This window comes from Bacteroidales bacterium, assembly GCA_012517825.1.
Lineage (GTDB): Bacteria > Bacteroidota > Bacteroidia > Bacteroidales > JAAYUG01 > JAAYUG01.
In genome coordinates this window covers 15,132-37,172 of the sequence record JAAYUG010000068.1, presented here as the reverse complement: position 1 = coordinate 37,172, position 22,041 = coordinate 15,132, and the positions used below count along the sequence as shown (strand labels likewise).

General features: G+C 45.0%; 19 protein-coding genes. 14 read left to right on the top strand and 5 right to left on the bottom strand.

Translation table 11 applies throughout. From position 1 onward, the window contains the following. Nucleotides 1–1,196 precede the first annotated feature (1,196 nt). Nucleotides 1,197–2,744 carry a hypothetical protein gene (locus GX419_04590; GenBank protein NLI23967.1) on the top strand — a complete coding sequence of 516 codons (1,548 nt, stop codon included), beginning with the start codon at nt 1,197–1,199 and terminating at the stop codon, nt 2,742–2,744. A 48-nt stretch (nt 2,745–2,792) separates the two neighbouring features. Here GX419_04590 and GX419_04585 read toward each other — a convergent pair whose 3' ends face one another. Next, nucleotides 2,793–3,488 carry a Crp/Fnr family transcriptional regulator gene (locus GX419_04585; GenBank protein NLI23966.1) on the bottom strand — a complete coding sequence of 232 codons (696 nt, stop codon included), beginning with the start codon at nt 3,486–3,488 and terminating at the stop codon, nt 2,793–2,795. Nucleotides 3,489–3,632: 144 nt separating this feature from the next. Between GX419_04585 and GX419_04580 the strand changes: the two genes are divergently transcribed. The 8 genes from GX419_04580 to GX419_04545 all read left to right on the top strand — a co-directional run bounded on the left by GX419_04580 (nt 3,633) and on the right by GX419_04545 (nt 9,310). Beyond that, complete coding sequence (locus tag GX419_04580) at nt 3,633–4,049, top strand: OsmC family protein (protein NLI23965.1); 417 nt, start codon at nt 3,633–3,635, stop codon at nt 4,047–4,049. A gap of 17 nt (nt 4,050–4,066) precedes the next feature. Beyond that, nucleotides 4,067–4,423, top strand: coding sequence for a thioredoxin family protein (locus GX419_04575; GenBank protein ID NLI23964.1), 357 nt, complete (start codon nt 4,067–4,069; stop codon nt 4,421–4,423). Nucleotides 4,424–4,439: 16 nt separating this feature from the next. Then, entirely contained in the window at nt 4,440–5,393 is a 954-nt protein-coding gene (gene trxB / locus GX419_04570; protein NLI23963.1) for a thioredoxin-disulfide reductase, read from the top strand. Between the two features lie 104 nt (nt 5,394–5,497). Next, nucleotides 5,498–5,830: a thioredoxin gene (trxA, locus tag GX419_04565; protein NLI23962.1), complete on the top strand. Its 333-nt coding sequence runs from the start codon at nt 5,498–5,500 to the stop codon at nt 5,828–5,830. A 202-nt stretch (nt 5,831–6,032) separates the two neighbouring features. Then, the gene (locus GX419_04560; GenBank protein NLI23961.1) at nt 6,033–6,965 is read left to right on the top strand and encodes a hypothetical protein; all 933 of its coding nucleotides are present in this window, start codon (nt 6,033–6,035) and stop codon (nt 6,963–6,965) included. Nucleotides 6,966–6,986: 21 nt separating this feature from the next. Continuing rightward, nucleotides 6,987–8,243: an ATP-binding protein gene (locus tag GX419_04555; GenBank protein ID NLI23960.1), complete on the top strand. Its 1,257-nt coding sequence runs from the start codon at nt 6,987–6,989 to the stop codon at nt 8,241–8,243. Next, nucleotides 8,240–8,869 (top strand): hypothetical protein, encoded by a 630-nt coding sequence (locus tag GX419_04550; GenBank protein ID NLI23959.1) that lies wholly within the window; start codon nt 8,240–8,242, stop codon nt 8,867–8,869. The genes GX419_04555 and GX419_04550 overlap by 4 nt, the downstream gene beginning before the upstream one ends. 12 nt (nt 8,870–8,881) lie before the next feature. Continuing rightward, entirely contained in the window at nt 8,882–9,310 is a 429-nt protein-coding gene (locus GX419_04545; protein NLI23958.1) for a hypothetical protein, read from the top strand. Nucleotides 9,311–9,528: 218 nt separating this feature from the next. Here GX419_04545 and GX419_04540 read toward each other — a convergent pair whose 3' ends face one another. Together GX419_04540 and GX419_04535 are read right to left on the bottom strand one after the other, a co-directional pair. Beyond that, nucleotides 9,529–10,260, bottom strand: a complete 732-nt coding sequence (locus GX419_04540) for a hypothetical protein (protein ID NLI23957.1) — start codon at nt 10,258–10,260, stop codon at nt 9,529–9,531. Nucleotide 10,261: 1 nt separating this feature from the next. Further along, the gene (locus tag GX419_04535) at nt 10,262–11,230 is read right to left on the bottom strand and encodes a CHAD domain-containing protein (GenBank protein ID NLI23956.1); all 969 of its coding nucleotides are present in this window, start codon (nt 11,228–11,230) and stop codon (nt 10,262–10,264) included. Nucleotides 11,231–11,292: 62 nt separating this feature from the next. Here GX419_04535 and glmM point away from each other — a divergent pair, with 62 nt between their 5' ends. The 5 genes from glmM (at nt 11,293) to GX419_04510 (ending at nt 17,631) form a co-directional block, all read left to right on the top strand. Further along, nucleotides 11,293–12,681 carry a phosphoglucosamine mutase gene (glmM, locus tag GX419_04530; GenBank protein ID NLI23955.1) on the top strand — a complete coding sequence of 463 codons (1,389 nt, stop codon included), beginning with the start codon at nt 11,293–11,295 and terminating at the stop codon, nt 12,679–12,681. A 36-nt stretch (nt 12,682–12,717) separates the two neighbouring features. Beyond that, entirely contained in the window at nt 12,718–14,121 is a 1,404-nt protein-coding gene (locus GX419_04525) for an HlyD family efflux transporter periplasmic adaptor subunit (GenBank protein ID NLI23954.1), read from the top strand. A 3-nt stretch (nt 14,122–14,124) separates the two neighbouring features. Continuing rightward, nucleotides 14,125–15,486 carry an FtsX-like permease family protein gene (locus GX419_04520; GenBank protein ID NLI23953.1) on the top strand — a complete coding sequence of 454 codons (1,362 nt, stop codon included), beginning with the start codon at nt 14,125–14,127 and terminating at the stop codon, nt 15,484–15,486. Then, entirely contained in the window at nt 15,479–16,972 is a 1,494-nt protein-coding gene (locus GX419_04515; protein ID NLI23952.1) for a TolC family protein, read from the top strand. The genes GX419_04520 and GX419_04515 overlap by 8 nt, the downstream gene beginning before the upstream one ends. A 119-nt stretch (nt 16,973–17,091) precedes the next feature. Beyond that, nucleotides 17,092–17,631, top strand: coding sequence for an RNA methyltransferase (locus GX419_04510; GenBank protein NLI23951.1), 540 nt, complete (start codon nt 17,092–17,094; stop codon nt 17,629–17,631). Nucleotides 17,632–17,717: 86 nt separating this feature from the next. Here GX419_04510 and GX419_04505 read toward each other — a convergent pair whose 3' ends face one another. Then, a complete protein-coding gene (locus GX419_04505; protein NLI23950.1) occupies nt 17,718–19,460 on the bottom strand; it encodes a hypothetical protein in 1,743 nt (580 codons plus the stop codon). Between the two features lie 129 nt (nt 19,461–19,589). Then, nucleotides 19,590–21,707, bottom strand: coding sequence for a S9 family peptidase (locus GX419_04500; protein NLI23949.1), 2,118 nt, complete (start codon nt 21,705–21,707; stop codon nt 19,590–19,592). Nucleotides 21,708–22,041: the final 334 nt, after the last annotated feature.

Here is a 22,041-nt window from a genome sequence, read left to right as displayed (position 1 = left end):
CTCGCCCCAAAAAGTGCATATATACACCCAAAATGGAATATATTGTGCACTTTTTTCTGCAGTGTAATTGCATATATTCATAGTACAAATTTTACAAAAAAGTTATAAATCATCAAAGGGTGATTTTATTTTTTGCAGAGATTTTTCAGTTACATGGGTGTATATCTCAGTGGTTTTGCTTCTTTTTTGACCCGGTAATTCCTGAATATACCTGAGGTCAGTGCCCGATTCAAACTAATGCGTTGCATACGAGTGTCGCAACCATTGCAGAGTCTCGGGCTTCTTTATTTTAGCAGTCTCTGGTGCATTTCGCAAAACATTCTGAATACTATATTCCGAATGTTGTTCATCTGCTTTCTGCCCTTTGGCTATTACACCTTGCTTTCGCATCAGGAGAGCAAACGAAGCAATGCCTTAGCGCAGGCTAACGGCTTAATCCCGCCGAAACCAGATTTTTGAATTTTCACCACCGGAAGGCAGAATACAGGCAATTTTCTTCAATACCTCCGGTGTTGCAAAGGTTCTTGTTTCCTCTGCCATGGATGTAACCATGGACATTGGAATTCGAAACCTCCGGTTTCGTTGAGTTTGTTCAAAACATGAATATGATAGAAGGGTTAGAAGGTAATAAAAACCCCGAAGGGGCGGCATTATTGTAGAACCGAATGGTAAAAAGGCATCAAAAACCCCGAAGGGGCGGCATTATTGGCTGTATTATAATACCACCCCTTCGGGGTTCTAATTAATTCTCCTGATGGAATTTTCTACAATAATGCCATTCCTTCGGGATTGGATAAGTATTTCATTTCATTCTCCAATTTCAGATAAAACCTGGTAATAAAAACTCGAACAATTCATCAGGAATGCAAAAGAGCCAATGCATGAAACAGGTATATCAAGGCAAGAATGTAACTGAGGTAAAAGAGGAAACAGCCTTTACCTTTCTATATTAGATTCTCTTTTCTGCCATCCTTAAAACCAGGCCATCCAGCGGAAGTGAAACGCACTCCTGCATGGAGGAATAATTTGGAAGAACGGCATCTGGGGTAATTTCCACCTTACAACCCCGGAAGTTGAAGCTGCTGAATTTCCTTACAAAATATGCCTGTTCCCATTCCTCTTTCTGGATTATTAAACCATAATCCACAGGATTCATTAATTTTGAAACACCCGTTGGATCAAAAATAATGCGTTTTATGAAGAATTTTCTGCAGGTTTTGATGTTTGCCTCTGTTTCAATTCTACAGGTGAAGGGAAGTACATTCTCGATCGTGGACTTCGGAGCCAGACCCGGCCCCGGATATATTAATACAGCGGCAATTCAGGCGGCCATTGACAGTTGCAGTAAAACCGGAGGAGGCTCCGTGATAGTACCTGCGGGCATTTACATAACGGGTACGTTCGAGCTCCGCAGCAACATCAACCTATACCTCGAGGCCGGAGCTGTACTCAAAGGCAGCAGCAATCTGAATGAATACCGTTCCTACATGGCGGAAAATGACGGACAGACTTACCATTACGGAATCATTTACACCCGGAAAGCTGAAAATGTGTCAATTACAGGATATGGGATCATTGACGGGAATGAAGAGGCATTTTTTGTATGGGATACCCCGAAGAAAATTGAATGGGGTGGAGTTCAGCATACCCGGCAAAAAGAACTTTTCCGGAAGGTCGTGTCAGGCATAGGTGACGGACCGGTTATGCCAAAAGACCGGCCACGCCAGATGATCATCTTTTCAGAATGCAAAAATGTTCTGGTACGTGATATTACCCTGAGAGGATCTCCTTTCTGGACACTGCATTTTGCCGATTGTGACGGAGTCATAGTAAACGGACTGAAAATCTGGAACAGTCTGGAAACTCCAAATAGCGACGGAATTGATGTTACTTCATGCTCCAACGTGAATATTTCTGACTGCGACATCAGGGCAGGCGACGATGCCATAGCCATTACAGGGTATGCCCGCCATTTTGAACTTCCAGGTTATGCAAATCTGCTCCATATTTCAGAAAACATCAATATTACAAACTGTCATCTTCAGTCGAGGTCAAGCGGCATCCGCATAGGGTTTCTCGATCAGAATACTATTCGGAATATCAATATCAGCAATGTGAACATAACCGGGTCGAACCGTGGTATCGGAATCTTCCTGCGTGACGAAGGATCGTTGGAAAACATTATCATTTCCCAGGTACATATTGAAACAAGACTGCATACCGGCGACTGGTGGGGAAACGGGGAACCTGTGCACATTTCAGCCGTCAGAGGAAAAGATAATGGGAAGCTGGGCACCATCCGTAACGTTGTTTTCAGGGATATTTTCTGCCGGGGCGAATCCGGAATCCTTGTTTACGGTTCTGAGGAAAGCATTCCGGAAAATATCCGTTTCGAAAACCTGTATTTTGTCCTTTCAGAAGGGCCTCTGACTGCCACTGCAGGAGGAAACATTGATCTGAGAGGATGTCTGGGAGAAAAACAGCTTTTTTCAAGCGATGTGCCTGCCTTCTACGCACGTTATGTAAAGAATCTTCAACTATCTGACGTTACCATCATCTGGCAGAATATTACCCAGTCATGGTTTACCCGGGCTTTGCAGATAGAACACTATCACGATTTGGTACTGAAAAACATTCAGGCAAACCCATCCCCTGCCAACCCGGGCTTAAAACCTGTATTTCTTTTGCAGGGTAAAGGATTACAACATAACCTGGCAGCGAATATGATGGAAGAAAGAAAATGATAAATTCCGGAGAAAAAGTACCCCTGCCTTCTGATTTTCCCTGCCTACTTACCCCAACCTGCTGATTTCTTTCAGGTTTTCGGGTTTCAGAATGGTTAACGATTTTTCACGCAACTGAATCAGTCCGTCTTTCTCAAACGATTTGAGAATCTTTACTGTGCTTTCGGTTGAAAGTCCGGCAAATTCAGCAATGTCCTTTCTTGAAAGAAGAGGAAATACATCATGGCCTTCCCTGACAAGACTGTCAAGATACAGCAAAACCGAAGCGACCCTGCCGTTCATCTGAAGAAAAGCAACAGAGTAGAGGGCTGCCCTCAGCAAATTGTCAAAAGAATGATTCCTGGCACCAATATGCCATGCAAAGGAAGAATTCTGCCGGAGCACTTTTTCCAGAATGCCCGACTCAATCAGCAGAACCTGCGTATCGCAAAGAGCAGTGATGGAGTAAGGAAACTTGTTCTGACCAAACAGGGCAGAAATCCCGGCAAAGTCACCCGGAACCAAAACAGCAAGGTTAAGGTTTCTGCCGTTGTTCCCTTCGATAAATAACCTGGCGTAACCACTGATGATAAATAAGACAGATGAGGCAAAAAACCCCTGCTTGGTCAGATTTTCGCCACGATGAAAAAGGATCTGGGTTTTACCTGCCCTGATCAGCGCCACTTCCTCCTGACTGAGATCCTGAAAACAGGGAGCCTGTATCTCGCAGATGTATTCCTTGTCGGTTTCAGTTATCGCTTTCATCAGGAATCTTTTTCAGGACAAAGGTAGAACTAAATCAATAAAATAATTGTTTAATATCAATTGAAAGACGGTATTCCGCAAACCAATAATTCGCGGATAAACCGCTGAAACGGCCTACTTTTGTAACCTTAAATTTATACGAATATGCAAGTAAAACAAGAAACTTCCTGGCTGGGAAATATGAAATTCGATGCCCTTGTAAGCGGGCACCATGTGATTATGGATGCTTCTGAGGATGTAGGTGGGGAAGATTCCGGTCCTCGGCCCAAGGAGCTTATGCTCACTTCATTGGCAGGTTGTACCGGAATGGATGTAGTTTCCATACTGAAAAAAATGCGCTCGGAACCCGAAAAGTTTTCCATTGAAGTAGTTGCCGAGAGTACAGAAGAGCACCCGAAACATTACACCAAAATGCACATTATCTATAAATTCCATGGGAAGAACCTCGACATGGAGAAACTGAAGAAAGCTGTCGACCTGTCGCAGGACAGGTACTGCGGAGTTTCAGCCGCCTACCGGAAGGCCATGGAACTTACCTATGAAATACAGGTTACCGAATAACTTAAATTTTTATCAATATGTTGTACACCAATTTAAATCACATCGAAAGTGCTGCTGAGCATCAGAAAGTAATCAGCGAAAATGAAAACGTAATGATCTGCTGCGGGCGGATGGGCCCCATGTGCATTCCCGTTTACGAAATCATGGAAGAACTGGAACCCCAATATCCGCATGTCAAGTTCTTTGATATGGAATTTGACAATCCCGATGCATACGTAATACGAAATGCTCCCGAATGCCGCGGATTTATGGGTTTACCTTTCACGGTTTACTACAAAAACGGAAAAATCGTAAAGGCTACATCGAGCATTCAGACCATGGACCAGGTAAAGGCCATTCTGAACCAGGAATTCGGAGTACCGGTAAATGCATAAAAAAGGTTAACGTACGATGAAAGCTGATACAAACTATGATGTGATCGTTCTGGGAGCAGGGCCTGCCGGATTAACGGCAGGCATTTATCTCTCCCGTGCCCGCATCAGGACATTGATTATAAATGAGGGAACCGTCGGCGGCCAGATGGTGCTGACCCATGAGATCGCCAATTATCCGGGAGTGGAGAAAACCAGCGGATATCAGCTGTCGGGAATAATGAAGAAACAAGCCCGATCCTTTGGTTGCGAAATTATCGGCAATTCTTCCGTGAGCGATTTGCAGCTGGAAGGCGCGGTAAAATCTGTACGGCTTTCTGACGGCCGTGAGTACAAAGCATCAGCTGTTATACTTGCACCGGGAGGCCGTCCCCGCCAGCTTGGTGTACCGGGTGAAGAAACTTTCAGAGGGAAAGGCATTTCATATTGTGCCACCTGTGACGGGGATTTCTTTACCGGGAAAGAAATCATTGTAGTCGGCGGAGGAAATTCTGCCCTCGAAGAAGCTGTATCGCTAACAAAATATGCTTCCAGGGTAACAGTTGTTCATCAGTTTGATCACTTTCAGGCTTTTGAATATGCTATAGAAGAAGCCAGAAGCAATCCGTCCATCCGCTTCATCCTCAGTTCTACCATCGCAGCATTTCATGGAAACGAAAACCTGCAATCGGTCGATATAAAAAACCTCAAAACCGGGGAACTCTATAACATGCCGATCGACGGAGTATTCATTTTTATCGGATATGTTCCGAATACAGAGTTCCTGCGCAACCAGCAGATTTTGAATGAGCGCGGAGAGATTATCGTAAATGCTGATATGGAAACCGGTATCAAGGGTGTTTTTGCAGCAGGAGATGCTGTGGTCAAGCGGTTCCGTCAGGTTACCACTGCCGTAGGCGACGGTACGGTAGCAGCCCTTGCAGCGGCACAATATGTGCACAACCTCCGTCAGCTGGAACTTGCTGAAGCATAAAAAAACTGAAAATTTTAACCATGAGTAAAACGCTGATTTTTCTTATTGTATTTTTTGTTTTGCTGGTTTTCTACATCCTCTTATCCCTCCGGAGGATGAAAAATATGCCGCTGGTGCCTTCAAATGAAAAAATCCGAATCCTTGATGACCGGAATTTCAAGCATCAGATCAAAAACGGCAAGGTACTTGTCGACTTCTGGGCTGCATGGTGTGCTCCCTGCCGGGCGATGGCGCCGGTACTGAACGAACTGGCTGATGAACTCGACGGTACTGCCATTATAGGCAAACTCGACGTAGATAAAAACCGCGAAGCTGCTTCTGCTTATAAAATCCGTGGCATTCCTACCATGATTCTTTTCAAAAACGGCAAGGAGGTTGAACGGTTTGTCGGGGTGAAATCCAGGGATTTTCTGCTGAAGAAGATCCGGGAAGCATAGATAATTCAGGGAACGGGACTCGTGTTCTTTTCTCTTTTTGATTCACATTGCGCATAAAAACTGCGCAATGTGTCGCAAGGGCCGCTTCCACTTCGTTCCAGCGGGGTTTGCCCGGATGTTTTCCCTTTCATTGTTTTGCCATGGCAGGCATTCGTGCTTTTGCAGAAAATCACCATCTTTGTTCTTCAAAAGAAATGTCTGTATGAAAACCGGATTGCCGCTTTTGCAAATCCTGCAGGGGAATCATTTGCTCAGAGAAACATTCGGATCAGGAGCAAGAATAACTTATTCCACCCTCTTGTTTCTTGCTGTTACCTTTCCGCTCTTTGCCCAGTCATCCGGAATAACAGCCCGGCAAATGGTTGAAACAATCAAACAAAAAATCGGCGTTCCGTGGCAGGAACCTACTGTTGACGTATTTAAAACAGGCAACCCCGACAATGTGGTTACCGGTGTTGTAATAACCATGTTTCCCACCATGACTGTTTTGCAAAAAGCAGTAGCATCCGGCAGGAACTTTATTATTGTTCATGAACCTGTTTTTTATAACCACCTGGATGAAACTTCGGAATTTGAAAAAAACAATGATCCGGTTTATCTGGATAAAATCCGGTATATCAATGACCATAATCTGATCATCTGGCGGTTTCATGATCACTGGCATATGCGAAAACCAGACGGAATTCTGGAAGGCATGACCCGTGCCCTGGGCTGGGAAAGCTACAGGAAAAAAGGTGCAGAGGGAATTTTTGTCATCCCTCCTTCCACCTTACAGGAACTTAAGGAACTGCTCGCTGAAAAGCTGAATGCGTCCTGCATCAGGATAGTCGGCGACCCCTCCATGAAAATTACCCGGGTAGGATTTCTTCCGGGAGCTGTAGGTAGTGATCTTCAGATGGATTTCCTGCGGCGCAGTGCTGTAGAAGTGCTGCTGATAGGAGAATCGCGCGAATGGGAAACCATAGAATATGTGCGGGACGCTTCCCTGCAGGGCAAAAAGAAAGCACTCATTGTTATCGGGCATATCCCTTCAGAAGAAGAGGGAATGAAAGAATGTGCCCGATGGCTTAAATCCCTGTTCCCCGAAGTCAATATCGCATTCATTCCTTCAACTGAACCCTTCGCAAAAGAATGAATTTAAATTATTTTTGCATGAATGATTGAGCTTATCCAAATATTGAACTACCGCTGTCTTAGGTATGTTAATCTGCCTTTAAAGCGGTTTCATGTTCTTATTGGTGCAAATGCATCCGGGAAAAGTACTTTTCTCGATGCAATACAATTTCTATCGAACATAATTAACAATGGAATTGATGAAGCTGTAAAATCCAGGGGAACCAGTTTTGACGAACTCACGTTTGCCGGAAACGGGAACGACATTGAATTTGCCATTGAAGCGAAAATTCCTGAAAACATTAACTCAAATCCAGATTTTAACAAAATCCGGTATGAACTTAGAATAGGAAAACATAAAGAAACAGAAGAAAATTGCATAAAAGAAGAAAGGGTAATATTACTGAAAAAGGGTTATCAGATTAATCATGATGATAAAAATGACTCTTCGTTGTTTCCTTATGAACCGGCTCCACCGTCAACCTTACTTATAAAAAAATATGCCAAAGGGATTTACCGGAGAGTTGTAACTAAGAATCCTGAAGGGAATGACAATTTTTATATTGAAGAATCAGGCAAAAGCGGATGGCTGCCTTCCTTTAAGTTAGGTAATAAAAAATCAGCTCTTGCAAATTTACCTGAAGATGTAACCAAGTTTCCTGCTGCCACCTGGCTCAAAGGATTTCTTCAAAACGGCATCCGTATGATAATTCTGAATAGCCAGCTGATGCGCAAACCAAGCCCTCCAGGTTTGGGCACTTTCTTCAGAACTGACGGTTCCAATCTTCCGTGGGTTATTGAAAACCTTAAAAAAAGCAAAGAAAAATACAATCAATGGGTTGAGCATTTAAAAATCCTTTTACCTGATATTGATGATATTCTGATTATTGAACGCGAGGAAGACAAACACAAATATCTTAAAATCAGGTACAAAAATGGCATTGCTGTTCCCGGCTGGCTATTATCCGATGGCACTCTCAGAGTTCTTGCCCTGACTATAATTGCCTATCTTAAAGACATACAGGGTGTTTTTCTTATTGAAGAACCTGAAAACGGGATTCATCCTCTGGCAATTGAGTGTGTTTACCAGTCTCTGTCTTCGGTATACAACGCACAGGTCTTTCTTGCATCTCATTCACCCGTAATTCTTTCACTAGTTAAACCTGCAGAACTGCTTTGTTTTTCTAAAACAGTCAATGGAATTACTGACATAATTAACGGTTCTGAACATCCAAAACTTAAGGACTGGCAGGGTGATCCTAATCTTTCCGTTTTATTTGCGGCAGGTATTTTATCATGAAAGATCTTGTTGTACTCGTTGCGGATAGTGACCAGAAGGCTCTTATAGAGACTTTTATTAACCGTCTCATTCGCACAAATGTTATCAGTACTATTACTTTTGAGGTAATCAAAAACCCAATGAGAGATTCTGGTAATTTTAATGATAGTCCTGATTTTTTAAGACATTATATTCGGAATTTCAGGTTTGCCATTGTACTTTTTGATTTTGAAGGATCCGGAGCAGAAGCAAAATTCAATAACAGAACTGATGCTGAAATCAATCTTGAAAAACGTCTTGTTAGAAATGGATGGAAAAACAAAAGTGCTGTAATTGTTATTGAGCCTGAAATTGAAATATGGTTGTGGGCAAAAAAATATTCCGTTGCTCATGCTATCGGATGGAAAGAAAAAGAGCAAGGGTTTCCTTTACATAGGTGGCTCGAAATTAATGGATGGCTTTCACCTGGAAAAACAAAACCTTCCAGACCCAAAGAATATTATGAAGAGGTACTTAAAAGGATCAATGTTCCAAGGTCTTCTTCAATCTTCAGTAAGATTGCTGACTCCGTTTCTTACAATAATTGTACGGATGAATCTTTTCAAAAGTTTTTAAATATTCTCAAAAATTGGTTTTCGAAACAATAGCATGATAAAAATATGAATCTGAGCGGAAAATGGGAAGGTGAATACACCTTTGGTGAAGCATTTCCGGAATCATTCCGGGCGAAAAAAGTGCCGTTTTTAATCGAAATAAAAGATACCGACGGCGATCTGAGCGGAACCTGTACCGATGAGGAAACCATGAAAATATTCGGACAACCGGCAACCATTGAAGGCTTTGCTGAAGACGGCATGATCAGCTTTGTGAAACGCTTTCCCTATTTCTTTGCCATCGGAGAGGATGGATCTGTGATTACTGACAAAGAGCGGGAATCGCACGAAGTGATGTATCATGGAGAACGTCTCGAAGGACAGGAAGCATTTGCCGGACAGTGGGAAATAGTGGCCGCTGTGGAAGAAGGCCCTTTCGGCCGTACTATGGAACTGGTGCTTTCAGGCGACTGGCATATGCAGAAAGTACTTTAAACCGAGATTAGTCAATAGAAACACAAAAAACATTTAAACAACTTGTTTCTATTGACTTATCGAGGTAATCCCGACTTAGAAAATCTATCATTCTGAAACTTCGGAATGATTAGATTTTGTTAGTCGATTCGTCAATTGAGTTTTTCAATTGACGAATAGTGGGTAAATCTGCCGTTCTGCTTACTCTAAGATTTTCACTGCCTTACATCATAGCATAATCAGGTATTCCCGGCCATCAGGCTTTGCTGAACGTATATTCCCAGCAGAATATGCCACAGAAAATAATGTCCCAGCCTTACTGAAAGTGAGGAAAGAAAACCTGCCTTCCGGTAGTAGACCGCTTGCAGGAAATTAAAAAAAAGCCCGCTGAGAAACGTGTATCCCATCACCCATGGTAAAGCATTCCCTGTTTGTTCCAGAGGCTCCCAGAGAGAAGTTAGAACAGCAAGAATCCAGAAATACCTGCCGGCGCCTTTCCCGCGGGTGAACAAACTTATCAAGGTAAGAATCAATGTAAGGGGCAGAAGCCGATAAAGAACCTCACAATAAACAGCCCCCGAAAAATAGAGCAAGAGGGAATACGGGAATGGCTGAAGAAAGGGCGGAAGAGATGTATAAGGCTCCGGGTGAAGAATCAGTTTGAATACAATTACGTCAGCAATGGCAAAGATAATACCGATGACAAACGGTTCAACAAAACGTTTCCTGCCCGTAACTTCCCTGTCGAGTAAATCAGGAAATCCCGCTGCTTTCTGTAACGGAACCAGAACAAATCCTGAAAGAACAAGCAGAATCCCGGACAAGCCAAAAATCCGGTACTCCGGTTTGTTCCGGAGAAAAAAAATACCACACAGCCAGGTTATAAAACAAACCAGGAAAATGAGGGCATAGACTTTCAGGGATTCTTTCTGTTGCTTACTGAACCCGTTTCCGGAAGCGAAAAATTTCATATTATGCGCTTTTCAGATCAACCACTGGAGAAATGGGAATATTTCTTAAACCCAGTTCAGCCACAAACTTTTTGCTTTTGATGCTATAAAATTTTCTGGCTGCCGGCAGGAGTTGTTTCCGGTACTTCAGCATAAGGCGGGAAATACCGAATAAGAGTTCCTTTTTATACGGTTCATCCTTCAGATATTTCTTTATCATCAGTGAAAGTTCATAAAGATCATGTTCATCTCCGCTCAGACGGGCGAGTTTCTGCAACTGGACAAGAGGTTTCTGAAGCTTTTCAGGCAAAAGAGGATAGAGCACCTGGAGCTGAAACTGCAATAGTTTGATCTGTTTTCTCAGTTCATGAATATTGGATGAATTTGCTTTCCTTGCCACTTTGCGCCAGCATTTCCTTCCTTTGCGAAAACAATTCCTCACCGATTTTTCATGAAGGGTAATATCATTATGAAGAGGGGGCAGAGCATTTATCTGATGGTTTGCTTCGATGAGTTCCTGGCGAACCAGTTCAAGCACATCTTTCTCTTCCGTTTTTTTCTTCAGAAGATTTTCATACTGTCCGCGCAGGATGGCTTCGGTTTTGTCCAGCGGTTCTCCGGCAAGTTTTTTGGAAAGAACAGGACGGATTTTTTTGATCATTTCAAGACACACATACAGGCTCCTGAGGGAGGAAACGTTTCGGGCTATATCTCTGTAGCGGTATATTTCCTTACGGCATATATAGTAGCCAATATCCGGTTCGATGAGTCGAAAGACAGCCCTGATGCGTTTCAGTGTTTTGCGCAATTCGTGGACTGCCTGGTGCATCTCTTCCCTGGGACGGGCCGCCTGCTTAAGTGCATATTGCAATTCTTCTGAAAGAATTCGCCGCAACCCCTCGCCGGGAAGTTCTCCCTGCCTGAGAGCCGGCTCATTGCCCGGAGTCCATTTTGCGGGCGCCTGACGGATTTTTTTTCTGGTTACAGCCATAGTAGCACAAAATTAGCCCAAAAAAGGAAGTTATTTGTACTTTTAAGGTCAAAAAAACAGCAATGGCACTCATAACTTCAATTTCAGGAATACGGGGCACCATAGGAGGAAAGTCCGGAGAAGCGTTGACCCCGTTGGATATTGTTCGTTTCTCGACCGCCTATGCAGAATTTATCAGGCTCAGGTTCCCCGGAATGAAACCCACGGTAATTGTTGGCCGTGATGCCCGTATTTCAGGCCCCATGGTGGAATCGCTTGTCACAGCCACCCTGTCAGCCTGCGGAATCAATGTAATACAGCTCGGGCATGCAACAACACCCACCGTCGAAATGGCCGTTATAGCTGAAAAAACACAGGGAGGAATTATTATCACGGCCAGCCATAATCCGATCCAGTGGAATGCACTCAAATTGCTGGGGCATAATGGCGAATTCCTTTCAGCCGAAGAAGGAGAAGAAATAATCCGTCTGGCACAAACAAACGATTTCAGCTATGCTCCGGTTGACCAGCTCGGGGTTATCATCAGGCGGGAAGGATATCTTGAATACCACATTCAGAAAATACTCGAACTTCCGTATGTTGATACCGATGCCATCCGCAGGGCAAAATTCCGGGTCGCAGTGGATGCTGTCAACTCCGTGGGAGGCACGGCAATACCCGCATTACTTAAAGCACTGGGCGTTCAGGAAGTCATCCCGCTAAACTGCACCCCTGACGGGCTTTTTGCCCATAATCCCGAACCACTGCCTGAACATTTAACGGAAATTTCTGTGGTAGTTCCCCGAAAAAAGGCGCATCTGGGCCTGGTTGTTGACCCTGACGTTGACCGACTTGCCATTGTGTGTGAAGACGGAAGCATGTTCGGGGAAGAATATACGCTGGTGGCCGTCGCAGACTATGTACTTTCCATGAAGAAAGGGAACACTGTTTCCAACCTTTCTTCATCCCGTGCCCTCAGGGATATTACTGAAAAACACGGCGGCCGGCACTTTGCATCGGCCGTTGGTGAAGTGAATGTAGTGGCCATGATGAAAAAGGTCAACGCAGTAATTGGTGGTGAAGGAAACGGCGGAGTTATCCTCCCCGACCTCCATTACGGAAGAGACGCCCTTGCAGGCACTGCCCTTTTCCTCAGCCACCTGGCAAAATCAGGGAAAAAAACATCCGAATTGCGGGCAGGATATCCTCATTATGTGATGTCGAAAAAGAAAGTCGAAATCAGTGCCGGCACAAATGTCGATCACCTGCTTGCGCAGTTGAGAGAATACTTTAAAGACCAGAAAATCAACGACGCCGATGGAATACGGATTGATTTTCCGGAAGGCTGGGTCCATGTGCGCAAATCGAATACGGAACCCATTGTACGGATATACAGCGAAGGAACCAGCACAGAAGAAGCTGAGCGCCTGGTCTCCATGGTGGAAAAAGTTCTGCAAACTGCCGGTTCATAATACCATGTTCTATCCAATATACCAATTCAAACAGGAATGAAAAAACGAACCCTCTGGATAACCTCTGGTATAATGGCCGCACTTCTGGCGGTTTATTTCATATTTGGTGCCTCCCGGAAGGAAAAGAAGGTAATACTCGAAACGCAGGTGCGGCAGGGGCCTTTTGAGATCCTGGTAACCGTAACAGGAGAACTCCAGGCTGCGCGTTCCCAGAATATCACAGGCCCTGTCGAGCTTCGCAGCCGCAACCTGAGACTGAACAACATCCGCATCCAGGATCTTATTCCCGAAGGAACTGTGGTAAAAGAAGGGGATTACGTGGCCACACTCGACCGATCGGAAGCAGATAATCAGCTGAAAGACATCATGGATGAGGTAGAAAAAGCCGAATCGAACTTTAATAAAACCCGTCTGGATACCACCATTCTTCTGCGCAACCTGAGAGACGAACTGATCAACCTCCGGTTCAGCATGGAAGAAGCCCGCATCAAACTGGAACAAAGCAAATATGAACCTCCTGCCACCATACGGCAGGCACAAATTGACCTGGAAAAAGCCGAAAGAAATTATGAACAGGCACGTAAGAACTATTTTCTAAAGGAACAGCAGGCCAGAGAAGATATGAGCCTGGCAGCCGTCGAGCTTGCCAGGGCACGCAGACGAATGACGGAAATGCAAAGCGTTCTCGAGAAATTTATTATCCGGGCCCCGGCTGATGGCATGGTTATCTATGCACGCGAATGGAGCGGCGAAAAACGCAAGGTAGGTTCCACCATCAGCCCATGGGATCTGACCGTGGCAACACTCCCCGACCTCACCTCCATGATATCCAAAACCTACGTTAACGAAATTGACATAAGCAAAGTGAAACCCGGCCAGCCGGTGAGGATTACCGTGGATGCCTTCCCTGAGAAAAAATATTCCGGCGTGGTAACCGAAGTGGCGAATATTGGAGAACAACTGCCCAATACCGATGCCAAAGTTTTTGAGGTCATCATTAAAGTAAATGAATATGACCCTATTCTTCGTCCTTCCATGACAACCGGCAATGCCATTCTGATTGCCAGACTGGACAATGTCCTTTCTGTACCCCTGGAAGCAATCTTTTCTGACGACAGCATACCTTATGTCTTCAGAAAGAACGGCACAAAACAGATAGTCGTTCTGGGCGAAACAAATGAAAATGAAGTTGTTGTGGAACAGGGGTTAAAGGCAGGTGACAGAATCCTGTTGTCAAAGCCGGAAAATGCCGCAAAGATGAAAACTGAAGGATCGGAGCTGATACCTGTCATCCTGCAAAAGGCAAGGGAGAAGAAAGAAAGAGAAGAAGCAATGCGCAGAAGCGAAATGGAAAATGCCTACCGGCAAATGCCGGATACCACCCGCAAACCCTCGGGAACAGTGAGAGGAAGGATGCAAAGAGTAAGGGTAAAACCATAGCCGATGCAAAGGTACGTGCACGATATCGTCATCGCATTTGAGTCACTCCTGAATAACCGCCTGAGGTCAATGCTTACGGCTCTGGGTATAATTTTCGGAGTGGCGGCGGTTATCAGTATGCTGGCAATAGGGGCCGGTGCCAAACAGGAGATTCTCGAACAGATTAAAATGGTGGGCGTAAACAATATTGTCATCAGCCCCTTAATTCCGGAAGAACCCGCATCAGGTGAAGAAAGCAGTTCAGGAAACAACTCTTCCGGAGAAAAGAAAAAATTCTCTCCCGGACTCACTTTACTCGATGTGGAAGCCATCCGCCAGGTTGTTCCCGGAATAAAAACCGTTTGCCCGGAGATTACTCTGAATTCTTTTGTCATCCAGAACGGGAAACGGATTGATACCAAAATCATCGGAGTTGCCCGTTCCTACTTCGATCTGTACAATCTTCCGCTCGAAAAAGGGGTTCTTTTTGACAAATACCAGGAAGAAGAGGGCATTCCGGTTTGTATTATCGGTGCCAACATTGATGCCAGACTCTTTCCCAATACAAGTGCCCTGAATCAATATATTAAATGCGGAAACGTCTGGCTGAAGGTAATTGGAGTTCTTCAGCGAAACATGATTCAGGTCTCAGGACTTGAATCAGCAGGAGTTACCGTGCAGAACGACAACATATTTGTACCGGTCAAGACCATGCTGATGCGGTTCGAAAACCGCGCCCTTGTAACATCAAGAAAACTAACCAATATAGTTATAGGTCGCGGGGGAGTCTTTATCAGAAGTTCTTCTTCGGCTTCCTCCGGAAAAAAGAACAACTACCATCAGCTCGACAGAATTATTGTGCAGGTGAACGAAACAAGCCAGCTTAACCCCACGGTGGAAGTTCTGTCGCGCATGCTGCTTCGCAGGCACATGGAAGTTAAGGACTATGAAATAATGGTCCCTGAACTCCTTCTTAAACAACAGCAACGTACCAAAGACATCTTCAATATTGTTCTGGGGGCTATTGCCAGCATATCCCTTCTTGTGGGAGGAATCGGAATTATGAACATTATGTTTGCCAACGTATTGGAACGGATACGCGAAATCGGCATCCGGATGGCTATCGGAGCCACCCGGAAAGACATCGTGGTGCAGTTTTTATCTGAAGCTGTTCTGATAAGCGTTTCAGGCGGTATTCTGGGGGTTTTGCTCGGCATCATCCTGAGCAAGCTAATCACCCATTTCTCCGGCATCCTGACGGTGGTTTCACCTTTTTCCGTATTGCTGGCTTTTGCCGTTTCCGCATCCATTGGAATTATTTTCGGCTATTCACCCGCCAAAAGAGCCTCGGAAAAGGATCCCATTGAATCGTTGCATTATGAATAAAAGGTTCTTCACATTCCTGATGTGGCAGGGTATTCTTTTGGTTCAGTTTGTACCCTGCCGGCTAAATGCCCAAAAGACAGAGAAAAGATTAACCCTGCAGGAAGTAATTACCCTGGCGCGGGATCAGTCGCCCCAGGCATTGCTTGCGCGCCACCGGTTCAGAGCAAGTTACTGGCAATACCGCACCCATCTGGCCAGCCTGCTGCCATCCATAACTCTGACAGGCACCATGCCCGACCTGAACCGCAGCATTGAAAAAATAACCTTACCCGACGGAACTGACCAGTTTGTGGAACGAAAACTGGTGAACACCCTGGGAAGCCTTTCCCTCAGCCAGAATATTTTTTACACGGGCGGCAATATCTTCATCAACAGCGATCTGCAGCGAATCGACCAGCTCGGAGCCTCTGCCGGCCACTCCTATCTTTCCACTCCTGTCAGCATCGGATTCCGCCAGCCTATCTTCTCTTATAATGCCCTGCGCTGGTCGAGAAAAATCGAACCGTTGAAGTACGAAGAAGCCAAACGAACCTTCGTGAGCAGCCTGGAACAGGTTTCTTCCCAGGCGGTAGATCTTTTTTTTGACCTTGCTGCAGCCCAGATTAACCTCGATATTGCCCGTACCAATTTTAACAATACCGATACCCTTTATAAAATTGCCCTGGGACGCTACAATATCGGCACCATTGCCGAAAATGAGCTTCTCCAGATGGAACTGAGCCATCTGAATGCCGGAACCGAACTGAACAAGGCCCTGATTGACCTGGAATTTAAAAAATCACGCCTGCGTTCCTTCCTCGGCTTTAACGAAAATGTTGATCTGACTCTGGTAATCCCTTCAGAAATTCCTGCCCTGGAACTTGAGTATAACAAAACCCTGCAGGAAGCCCTGCAAAATAACCCTGACATCCTGCGCATGGAAAGGCAGTTGATGGAGGCAGAAAGAGACGTAGCCCAGGCAAAAGGGGAAAGAGGGTTCAACGCAACCCTGTTTGCTTCGCTGGGTTATACCCAGAAGGCCGATGAACTGGCGGCGGTGTATCAGGATCCTCAAAGCCAGCAGAGGGTGCGTGTAGGCATACAGATTCCCCTGCTCGACTGGGGACAGGGCAAGGGAAAAGTGAGGATGGCCATGAGCAGTCAGGAAGTTATCCGTACCCAGGTTCAGCAGGATCAGACAGATTTTCAGCAAAACATCTTTCTTCAGGTTATGCAGTTTAACCTGCAGGATGATCAGTTTATGATTGCCGCCAAAGCAGACACTATCGCAGCCAGCCGTTATGAAGTAACCAAACAGCGGTTTCTCATAGGAAAAATCAGCGTACTTGACCTGAATGTTGCTCTTGCGGAAAAAGACCAGGCAAGGCGGGCCTATATCGAAAGCATGCGCAATTTCTGGATCTACCTGTACAACATCCGTCGCCTTACACTGTATGACTTTATCGAAAACAAAGCTCTTTCCGTCAATCTGGAAGAAGCCCTTTAGAAAACATGCCGTACCGGAAATACTATTCCATTTACCTGCGAGCCTGACGGTATCGGGAAGCAGATAGTTTTTCAATAGGTATCATTATTTTTGCACTTCGCACCTGTAAACAATTACCCATGCCCCGTAAGCTGAAAAACGAAGAACTGGGAAGAAAAACGGTAGAGGAGTTTAAAAAGGCCCCTAAAATTCCTCTGGTGCTTGTTCTTGACAACATCAGAAGCCAGAACAATACCGGTTCGGTTTTCCGTACCGCCGACGCTTTTCTTGCAGAAAAAATCATTTTATGCGGCATTACAGCCGTACCCCCGCACCCTGAAATTCATAAAACAGCCCTTGGGGCAACAGAATCGGTTACCTGGGAATACAGGGAAGATACGGCCTCAGCTATTCAGGAACTGCGCAAAGAAGGGTACACCATAATTTCCGTTGAACAGGCCGAAAACAACATACCCCTGAATCAGTTCAAGGTCGACACCAACCGGAAATACGCCCTCGTGTTCGGGCATGAGATTCACGGAGTGAGGCAGGATGTGGTTGATCTGAGCGATGCAGTAATTGCCGTCCCTCAGTATGGGACAAAGCATTCGCTGAATGTGGCCGTATGCGCAGGAATTGTCGTTTGGGAATTCTTTACTGCGTTTACTAACGGAAAATAAGCCAGGGTTTTGCTTTTGACTAATAATGCATCAGCCGGTCGGCGCTGCGCACCAACCGGCTGATGTATTAAAAAAGAGAATGTCGATTACTGAACGATTGATTTGAAAACATCATTCGTAAGGAACTTGCCAAATTCCATATCGGTGGCAGCCATCTTCTTCATTGAAGGATCTTTGGCAACAGCAACGCGCAGGTTATTGAACACAACTTCACTGTTATCCATACGGGCTCCGAGAACGGCCTTCAGATAAGCAACCAGGGCTTCATCTCCTTTAACGTTGTTCAGAACAGCCATTGCTCCTTCGTTATCTTTGTTGAGGGCTTTTGCAAGAGCGGTGTTGAATTCGGGCGTATTGCCAAGGAATTTAACAGCTGTTTCATAATCGCCTTTGGTAATGTTGATAATTCCCAGTCCGTAATTGGCAACTTCAACATTTCTGGCAACCGAAGTAAACAGGTTTTCAGCAGTTGCATAATCGCCTTTCAGCAGGGCAACGTACCCCAGATTGGATTTGACCTGATCCGATTCCTTGAGTGCCTGGGCAGCTTCGAATTCTTTCTGAGCCAGGTCGAGCTTGTTCTGCCACAGATAGACACATCCCAGATTGTTATGGGCGCGGAAGCAATTGGGGAACATTTCCACTGCTTTTTCAAAAATGGCCTGTTTGGTGGCAAGATCATTGGTAAGTTTACCGCCGGCATAGAGCAGTTCTTCCAGTGAAAGGGCAGAGGGATTGGATTGGAAAGTACTCATAATTTCTTCATCCGAACGGCCAACTACATCAACTTTGGCAATCATCCGCGAACGGCGAAGCTGGGGCAGGATCTTTTGAGCAATTTCTTCGAAGGTCTTGGCCATGTTTTTAATTTCCTTTTCCCGTACATTCGGATCACTGTACATCGAAAGAACTCTCAAAACCAGTTCCTTATCTTTAATATCGGACTTTTCCATCAGAGCCTTGAAGCCTTCCCAGTCTTCGGGGGTAGCCATCAGCGACCAGAGTTCCTTTTTGTCAGCTTCAGAAATCTTGGCTTTCTTCAGTTCCTTCTGCAGATATTCGCTGGCCGATTTCTGACGGGCCTTGGAAAGTCTGTCATTCAGATCCATCGGGCCATCGGGCGAAGCATAGGCAAGAATTTCAATCCCTTTCAACTGTTTGTTTGGATCATTTTTAGTACCCTGAATGTACTTGCCTAGACCAATCACTTCCGGTTTTTTTACTTCGGTAGGACGAACATCACTGCGGTTAATTACATACAAAATCTGCGATTCGTATTTGTCGCTGGTGGTGCGCACAAATTTGTCTTCCATTGTGATGGGTTTGGCATCAATCTTCACCAGCTTCTGGGTAGCGATGATTCCGTCGGCCACCTTAACCGGAGGCAGAGCCAGCTTGGCAGCTTCTTTACCGGCAATGTAAACACTGGGCCTGATAACAACCTGGGAAACACGCATATCATCTTTATATTCAAAAGATGCGGCTTTTGACGGCCATGAGTAAGAACCACCTTCAACATATTTAATTGACTTGTTGTTCCCTTCCACTTTTTCTCCCTGCACAATACCTTTTTCAAGAGGAAGTTCCTGATTGTTATAAACAAGCACGGGCGTCATTTCCAGAATAGCCTTCTTGTTAAAAAATTTGGCCGGGAAGGTAGCTTTGAAGCTGACCTCAACCGTATTTCCTTTCAATTCAAGAACTTTAGGGGTAGCTTCATACTTGACCTGATCGGCAGCCTTTTTCATTTTGTCAAGACCACCGCAACTGCTAAGAGCAAATATTCCAGCAAGGAATATTACAAAATAGCTGATAGTGAATTTTTTCATAGTCATCAAAAATTTAGTTTATCATTCGCATTAATTTAATTCCATTGTATTGAAATTCAAAGAACAAATCTAATGAAAGTTTTTTCAAAAAAAAAGAGCAAACCACATATTTCTTTATTGATGTGCCTTTTAACGGGCTGCCGGTGGTTCAATACCCATATTTCTGTAAATAAAAGCATAAATATCAGCGGTTTCATCAATGATGACAGAGGTAGGTTTTCCTCCTCCATGCCCTGCGCTGGTCTGAATGCGTATCAGAACCGGGTTGGGTCCTTTATATTTTTCCTGAAGGGTAGCAATGTATTTAAATGAGTGGGCAGGCACCACCCGGTCGTCATGGTCGGCTGTAGTTACCAGAATTGCCGGATACTTAACTCCGGAGCGGATGTTATGGAGCGGGCTGTATTTGAGCAGGTAATGAAACTGAACAGAATCTTCGCTTGAACCGTAATCAGTTACCCATGAACCACCAATGGTAAACTTATGAAAACGCAACATATCCATAACACCCACCTGGGGTATGGCCACTCTGAACAGATCGGGACGCTGATTTACCACAGCACCTATAAGAAGTCCCCCGTTAGACCCACCCATAATAGCAAGTTTCTTCCTGGAAGTGTATTTCTCCCTGATGAGATATTCAGCCGCAGCAATAAAATCATCAAATACATTCTGCTTGTTGAGTTTCATCCCGGCTTCGTGCCATTCCTCACCGTATTCCCCTCCTCCCCGTATATTGGCCAGTGCATAAACACCACCATTTTCAAGCCACAAAAGCACTGCCGTCGAAAAAGAGGGCTTCATGGTAATGTTGAAACCTCCGTATCCGTATAACAGGGCAGGATTTTTCCCGTTTCGCTGCATACCTTTTTTATAGGTAATAAACATAGGAACCCGGGTACCATCCTTGCTGTTATAAAAGACCTGCTCCACAATGTAATCCTCCGGACGGAAATCAAGCCTGGGTGCAAACCATACTTCCGAACTGCCGGTTTTAGTATTGTAACGGAAAACCGTTGTAGGATAATTAAATGAAGTGAACGTATAATAGGCATTCTCTTCGTCAGGTTCTCCTGAAAAAGACAGTACAGTTCCGATGGCCGGCAGCTGAACCGGATGCACATACGAACCATCCGTCTGATATACTTCCAGCACGTTCTTCACGTCGCTCAGATACTGCAGAAAAAGCTTCCCTCCGGCCAGGTATGCGGCTTCCAGAACATCATTTTTCTGCGGGATAAGCTCTGCTTTCTTTACTTCTGGCAAAGCCCGCAGGTCAACTTTCATAAGACGGTAACGGGGGGCCTCCTGATTGGTTATCATATACAGAATTCCGTCCTGAATATCGACCAGTCCGTTTTCATGGTCAAATCCTTCTGCCACACAATGGAGTTCATCATTGGCCTTTGTAAGGTCTTTTATCCAGAGAGCATTTCCCCGCGCACCCCATTTGCTTTCGAACAAAACAAACCAATGTTCATCGCGGCTTACCCAGGCTCCGTACATACGGTCACCTTCGGAGGGATGCCGGTAAACCAGCCGGTCATTCTCCTGATCCGTTCCGAGTTTATGAAAATACACCTTTTGAAACGTGTTCTGAGAAGAGAGCTCGGTTCCTTTTCCCGGAGCATCATACCGGCTGTAATAAAAACCGTCTCCTGTCCATGCAAGGCCCGAGAACTTCACCCAGAGCAGATGGTCTTTCAGGTCCTGTCCCGTTTTCAGATCCCTGACAAACACCTCTACCCAGTCGGAACCGGCCCGCGAAATTGCGTATGCCAGATACCGGCCGTCGTGTGATACCGCAAACGTATTCAGGGCAACGGTACCGTCGGGAGATAAAGCATTTGGATCCAGCACAACCTTCGGTTCAGCGTCGGGATGGTCCATCATACATAACACACTCTGGTTTTGCAATCCGTCATTGCGGAAAAGAAAATACTTTCCTCCTTCCTTAAAAGGAGCCGAAACGCGCTCATAGTTCCACAATTCCGTGAGTCGTTTCTTCAGGGCATCCCTGTAAGGGATCGATTTCAGATATGCAAAGGTGAGTTTATTTTGTTCTTCCACCCATTTTTTCACTTCGGGCGAAGTATCATTTTCAAGCCAGCGGTAAGGATCAGATATTGTAACACCAAAATAGGTATCAGTAACATCATCCTTTCGCGTTTCAGGATATTTCAGCTGGTTTTTACTGCATGACTGCATCATAATGAATCCAAATAAACCAAAGAGTATTTTTTTCATCCGAATAAAATTGATTTTTAAAGTTAAGAGGGAACACCCATGATTTGAATTTTGTTCATAGGTGTTTGTGTTTGCAATACATGGATGTTTCATGGCAGGAGGTTAATGATAAGGGCTTCAAAGTTAACAATTGGCCTCATAACTGCAAATGCGGCTCATAAATAACGATTGCACAAGAAAAACTGCGCAAAGTGCTGCAAGGGCCGCTTTCACTGCGTTTCGGCGGGATTTGCCCGGATGCCTGTGCACAAGGACAACCCACTGCGCATCAGTTCGCTTCACTCCTGATGCGCAATCCGGGCAAATAAAAAAGCCGGTCAGCAATCAATGCCAA

Bases quoted from the DNA above. Each gene is read 5' to 3' on its own strand.
- GX419_04590 (NLI23967.1), top strand. From the start codon at position 1,197: ATGAAGAATTTTCTGCAGGTTTTGATGTTTGCCTCTGTTTCAATTCTA.
- GX419_04585 (NLI23966.1), bottom strand. From the start codon at position 3,488: ATGAAAGCGATAACTGAAACCGACAAGGAATACATCTGCGAGATACAG.
- GX419_04580 (NLI23965.1), top strand. From the start codon at position 3,633: ATGCAAGTAAAACAAGAAACTTCCTGGCTGGGAAATATGAAATTCGAT.
- GX419_04575 (NLI23964.1), top strand. From the start codon at position 4,067: ATGTTGTACACCAATTTAAATCACATCGAAAGTGCTGCTGAGCATCAG.
- trxB (NLI23963.1), top strand. From the start codon at position 4,440: ATGAAAGCTGATACAAACTATGATGTGATCGTTCTGGGAGCAGGGCCT.
- trxA (NLI23962.1), top strand. From the start codon at position 5,498: ATGCCGCTGGTGCCTTCAAATGAAAAAATCCGAATCCTTGATGACCGG.
- GX419_04560 (NLI23961.1), top strand. From the start codon at position 6,033: ATGAAAACCGGATTGCCGCTTTTGCAAATCCTGCAGGGGAATCATTTG.
- GX419_04555 (NLI23960.1), top strand. From the start codon at position 6,987: ATGATTGAGCTTATCCAAATATTGAACTACCGCTGTCTTAGGTATGTT.
- GX419_04550 (NLI23959.1), top strand. From the start codon at position 8,240: ATGAAAGATCTTGTTGTACTCGTTGCGGATAGTGACCAGAAGGCTCTT.
- GX419_04545 (NLI23958.1), top strand. From the start codon at position 8,882: ATGAATCTGAGCGGAAAATGGGAAGGTGAATACACCTTTGGTGAAGCA.
- GX419_04540 (NLI23957.1), bottom strand. From the start codon at position 10,260: ATGAAATTTTTCGCTTCCGGAAACGGGTTCAGTAAGCAACAGAAAGAA.
- GX419_04535 (NLI23956.1), bottom strand. From the start codon at position 11,230: ATGGCTGTAACCAGAAAAAAAATCCGTCAGGCGCCCGCAAAATGGACT.
- glmM (NLI23955.1), top strand. From the start codon at position 11,293: ATGGCACTCATAACTTCAATTTCAGGAATACGGGGCACCATAGGAGGA.
- GX419_04525 (NLI23954.1), top strand. From the start codon at position 12,718: ATGAAAAAACGAACCCTCTGGATAACCTCTGGTATAATGGCCGCACTT.
- GX419_04520 (NLI23953.1), top strand. From the start codon at position 14,125: ATGCAAAGGTACGTGCACGATATCGTCATCGCATTTGAGTCACTCCTG.
- GX419_04515 (NLI23952.1), top strand. From the start codon at position 15,479: ATGAATAAAAGGTTCTTCACATTCCTGATGTGGCAGGGTATTCTTTTG.
- GX419_04510 (NLI23951.1), top strand. From the start codon at position 17,092: ATGCCCCGTAAGCTGAAAAACGAAGAACTGGGAAGAAAAACGGTAGAG.
- GX419_04505 (NLI23950.1), bottom strand. From the start codon at position 19,460: ATGAAAAAATTCACTATCAGCTATTTTGTAATATTCCTTGCTGGAATA.
- GX419_04500 (NLI23949.1), bottom strand. From the start codon at position 21,707: ATGAAAAAAATACTCTTTGGTTTATTTGGATTCATTATGATGCAGTCA.